We start from the raw sequence: 4,681 nt of genomic DNA on the forward strand, positions 1-4,681 counted from the left end.
TGGGTGATGGGCGGGTGTCGCCGTGGTCTGCTCTGGAATCGGTCAGCACGTCCACGGCTGGGCTGGCACCATCGCCGCCGTCAATGCTCGCATTCACCGGCGAAACCATCGATACCGTTTCGCTCGAAGCCCGTGCGCCGTTTGGGCCGAATTTCGACTATCTGCGCTTCTATTCAGACGTGGATGGAACGTTTGCAGGCGCGGTGGACATTTCCGGCGATATCGTGGTCGCCCCCGGCGCGATTGCGTCCTATACTGAAACGGATATTGAGGCCGGGCCGCGATATTATTGGGCGCAGGCGTTCAACGCGGCGGGTTCACCATCAGCCGAAACGGGGCCGATACTGGCAAGCGTCGGCGCGTATGTCCTGACCGGCGGCGCTCTCCCAACCGGCGCGACCCTCACCCGCGCCAGTGCAGGCTATTACCGCGACGCATCCGGCGTCTGGACAAGTGCAGCAACGGACGTGGCGCGCTTCGATCACCGCTGGAATGGCTCGGCGTGGGTGGCAAGCGGTCTGCTGGTTGAGGCAGCGGCGACCAACTTGGCGCTGCAAAGCCGCGACCTGTCAAACGCAAGCTGGACCAAGGCGGGCGGCAGCGCGACGGCTACCCGCTTCACTGAGGACGTCAGCACGGGCAATCATTATTGCCGCCAGACATTCTCGTATGTTTCGGGCAACACTTACACAGCAAGCGTTGAGGCGTCCGAAGTTTCCGGCAGTCCAAAGCGCTATTTGACGCTCAACTTGGCGGCGGGCGCTTTTGGTGGCGTGACGCCAGCGGCAAAGTTTGACCTGTTCACCGGAACCGTCACGCATACAAGCGGGTCAGGTGGCGTTGTAGCAGCCATCGAAGCTGCCGGTCCTGGCAAATGGCTTTGCTCGATCACAGCCACCGCGTCAGCATCCGTCTCAACCGTGGCAGACGTTCGTTTGCATGACGTCGGTACAACATCGTCATTGACCTATACCGGGACCGGGACGGGGGCGCTGGACATCGGCGAAATCCAGATGGAAGTCGGCACCCGGCCGACTTCGCGCATAGCCACGACCACCGGAACCGTCTCGCGATCGGCGGATATCGTGACGCTCGATTGGGCAGGCCGCAACGTCGCGGATGGCTCGTTCAACGTCCGTTATACGTTTGGCGATGGGGTAACGCAGACGGGCACAATGACCGTCGCGAGTGGGGTGGCGAATATCCCGACACCGCTCAATCGATCGGCGGTGGCACGGATCGACCGGACATGACAGGCTGAGGGTTATAAACGGCGGGCGTCGCGCGGCTTAGGCTTTGCGCCATGGCCCTCTTTGTATTCCCGCTCCATCGCTTCAATCCGGGGACGTTCTCGGCCGATGTGGTCGCGAAGGTCATTTCGGGCGGCACGGCGCTCAACGATGAAGAAACGGTCATCCAGACGGATGGCGGCGGGGGGTGGGAGGGGTCGCTAGGCGAGATTGACCTTGATGACCCCGATATCCAGCGCCTTTGGGAAGCGTGGACATCCTACATGCGCGGCGGTGCGCGACCTTTCCTCATGCCGGTCCCACTGCTCGACATCGCCCCCGCCCCCTCAAGCGGCATGGCGTTTCTCGACCCGTCCAACATCGAAGCCGATGATGACGATTTCCCGACCACGGTAGGCTTCGCGTCGCCTTGGATCGAGGCTGAGATTGTTGGCGATGCAGCCCTGCGCGCTACCACGATCACCATCAACGTTACGCGCGGCTCTCGCCTCAAAAATGGGATGCGTTTCGGGGTCGGCGGCAATCGGTCGCACAAGATCGAACGCATCACGGCGCGGGACGATCAGCAAGCGACCTGCGTCATATCGCCCCCGCTGCGTGCGCCGGTTGCGGATGGTTCGCCGCTCAATTTCGACTGGCCATTGGTCCAGTGCCGGGGCGTCATCGGGCAAAGCCTGTCGCCCACATTCTCGCTTTCCTACGCGACCGTCGCGCTCTCGTTCGTGGAGGATTTCAGCGCATGACGGCGCAGATGCCAATCCGCGTGCCTCGCAACGCGCAATACAAGGTGGGGTGGACCTTCCTCGACCGGAAAACGCGCGAGCCGCTGGATATCAGCGATTGGACCTTCGCGCTCGATGTCAAATATTCGGCCGGTTTCGGTTCACCGATAGCCTCCGCAACATTCGATAACATCGATGCCCCCGCTGGTTCGGTCGATGTGACGATCAACGGTGCCGACTTCGCAACCGTGCGCGGCTCGCAGGAAACGGTGCGCCTCGCCTATGACTGCCTCGTTCAGGACAGCGATGGCGTGGTGGTCGCGATGGTTGAAGGCGTCGTTCTTCTAACCCCTGGAGTCTCCACGTTATGAGCAGCGTTTCATCTTATGGTGGCGTGGTCATAGAGGTCACTGGCGCGCGCGGGGCTACCGGTGCGGCGTCCGGTCCGCTTGGCAGTGGCTCAGTCACGGCGGCAACCGTCTCCAATAGCGGCGCGGAACAGGGCGCGATCCTCACCAAGCTCGGCGGCGCGGCGAATGACCTGTCTAATGTGCCCGGCTTAGTTGAAGCAGCGACGGATTTTGAGGGCAGCGGCGTCGCGTCTCTCAAGCATGAGCGGCTGATCTTTATCGATCCTGCACCGACCAACACCGATGTTTTCGGGGTAAAAATCCTACGTCGCGCTCCCAGCGGCGGCTCGCCGGGTTGGGTTAACGCTGGCCTTATCGTAGACCTTACCACGCAGGCCGGAACAACGGCGTTCGAGTGGGGCGCGATCTTCAAGCTCGATAACTACGCCAATGCGGGCCAGAATGTCGCTTTCTATGGGCAGGCCTATAAGCGCGGCGAAGCGTCAACCGGCGCTGGCGTTTTTGAAGCCATAGACCCGCGCGAAATTGCCGATCCAACAAGCGGTATGCCAGCGCTGGAAGTCGATATCCGCGCTTGCGGAACCGACGATCTAAACAGCCGCAACGCGATCGATATCGTCGCTACGCGCCTTGGACCCGATGGTGCGCATACTGGCGCTGATATGGTTTGCGGCTCCGGCCTCTCGTTCCAGAATGGTTCCGACGTAGGTCATGCTGCATTTGGCCGGCTGATCTGGGCGAAGCCTGGAACAGAAACGGACATTGGTATCGACCTTAGTGTCGCGACTATAAACAGTATCGCAATCCTATTGGCGCAAAGCCAAGTTATCTGCTTCGATGTCGGGTTGACCCGCAAGCTATACCACAACGGTGGCGGATATCAATTCTGCGGCTCCGCTGGAACGCCAGTCGCGCAAATCACAGACAACGGCGCTTATTATGTCGGCGCAAATCAAATCATTGGAAGCCGTAACACTGGCTGGACCGCTTCAACCGGAACCGCGACCAAGGGCGGTTTTAACGCATCTAGCGTCACGCTTCCTCAACTCGCCTCGCAAGTAAAGGCGTTGCAAGACGCCCTCACCTTACATGGATTGATCGGATCATGACCACATTTGCTGACCTCTATACTTGCTATGTCACGGGCCAGATGGACGTGGCGCGCTATTATCAACTCCGTCGCGAGCAACCGCTGTTCGCGCGCTGGGTTGATAGGCATGAGCAGCGGTGCGCCGCGTAACGATGCTCACCGAATACAACATCCCTCTGGCGAGGAACGCGTCTTACAAGCGCGGGTGGACGATGCTCTACCCCGATGGCGTCACGCCTATCGACCTGACGGGCTGGGCCTTTGCGCTTGATATCAAGGCCAATGATGATCTCGACGGGCCTGTTATCGCATCGGCGCTGATCGACAATTTCTCAGCGATCGAAGGCTCATTCGACGTGACGATTGAGGGGGCCGACTTCCCCGAAGCCGCGACCGAGCCGCAGATCGTCCGCTTCGCCTACGACTTCATCGCCAAGGACGCGACCGATGTGACCGCCACGATCACGCGCGGCCAAGTCGTGCTTTATCCGGGGGTTTCGGCACTATGACACAGATCACATCGCTTGGTGGCGTCGTTCTCAAGATCAGTGGCGCGCGGGGGCCTGGCCTTACTGTTGCTGACATGGTTGTGCTGGATGGCAAGGTGGAAGCGGCCGGCAGCTTTGCGGCATCTGCCGAAGCCGACGCGGCAGCCGCACTTGCCGATGCAGAACGCGCCGAGACAGCTGCCCAAACCGCGCTGTTCGGCAATATCTATGCCGATTATGCAACCGGGCTTGCCGCGACCACGATTGGCCAGCAATGGGTCAGCTACGGCCCGGAGGGTTCTTACGCGACGCGCTGGCTGAAAACCGCCGCCGACGCAGCGACGGCGGTTGACGCCTACCCCAGCAAGTCCGTGTTTGATGCCGTCGCCAACGCGCTCGACACGACGACGATCGGCGCGCTCGCGGTCGATCCCGATGGGCTGGCGATTGGCGGAACGATGGATGACGGCGCACTGATCGGCGAGACCCTACAGGTGGGTAATCTGACGCTCGCGCCCGGCGATACGGACAGTCTGGTGCTAGCTGACCCTGACGGCTTGGTCGTATTCGATAGCGACGACAACCCCGCTGATCTGGACACGCTGCAGGAGGCGATAGGACTGACAGCCGACGCGGATGCCGGGATTGATCCCGATGGCCTGGCAAGCTGGCACGTCGGCGTCGATGGCATGATGGTGAGCGGCGAGACCCTACAGGTGGGTAATCTGACGCTCGCGCCCGGCGATACGGACAGTCTGGT

Annotated in this window: 7 protein-coding genes; all 7 read left to right on the forward strand. The window is 61.2% G+C overall.

Features of this window, described 5'->3' with window-relative positions:
• A partial coding sequence (locus tag IL54_RS25010; RefSeq protein WP_237748904.1) for a phage head spike fiber domain-containing protein occupies window positions 1-1,253 on the forward strand: 1,253 nt, incomplete at its 5' end.
• Window positions 1,254-1,303: 50 nt separating this feature from the next.
• The gene (locus tag IL54_RS15450; protein WP_037476737.1) at window positions 1,304-1,993 is read left to right on the forward strand and encodes a hypothetical protein; all 690 of its coding nucleotides are present in this window, start codon (window positions 1,304-1,306) and stop codon (window positions 1,991-1,993) included.
• The gene (locus IL54_RS15455; RefSeq protein ID WP_037476738.1) at window positions 1,990-2,343 is read left to right on the forward strand and encodes a hypothetical protein; all 354 of its coding nucleotides are present in this window, start codon (window positions 1,990-1,992) and stop codon (window positions 2,341-2,343) included. The genes IL54_RS15450 and IL54_RS15455 overlap by 4 nt, the downstream gene beginning before the upstream one ends.
• Complete coding sequence (locus tag IL54_RS15460) at window positions 2,340-3,452, forward strand: hypothetical protein (RefSeq protein ID WP_037476740.1); 1,113 nt, start codon at window positions 2,340-2,342, stop codon at window positions 3,450-3,452. Before IL54_RS15455 ends, IL54_RS15460 begins: the two co-directional genes overlap by 4 nt.
• Entirely contained in the window at window positions 3,449-3,583 is a 135-nt protein-coding gene (locus tag IL54_RS25725) for a hypothetical protein (protein ID WP_272945512.1), read from the forward strand. The genes IL54_RS15460 and IL54_RS25725 overlap by 4 nt, the downstream gene beginning before the upstream one ends.
• Complete coding sequence (locus IL54_RS15465) at window positions 3,571-3,942, forward strand: hypothetical protein (RefSeq protein WP_156106227.1); 372 nt, start codon at window positions 3,571-3,573, stop codon at window positions 3,940-3,942. The genes IL54_RS25725 and IL54_RS15465 overlap by 13 nt, the downstream gene beginning before the upstream one ends.
• A partial coding sequence (locus tag IL54_RS15470) for a hypothetical protein (protein WP_193378866.1) occupies window positions 3,939-4,681 on the forward strand: 743 nt, incomplete at its 3' end. The genes IL54_RS15465 and IL54_RS15470, both read left to right, overlap by 4 nt.

The sequence above is a fragment of the Sphingobium sp. ba1 genome (genome assembly GCF_000743655.1).
Taxonomy (GTDB): Bacteria; Pseudomonadota; Alphaproteobacteria; order Sphingomonadales; family Sphingomonadaceae; genus Sphingobium.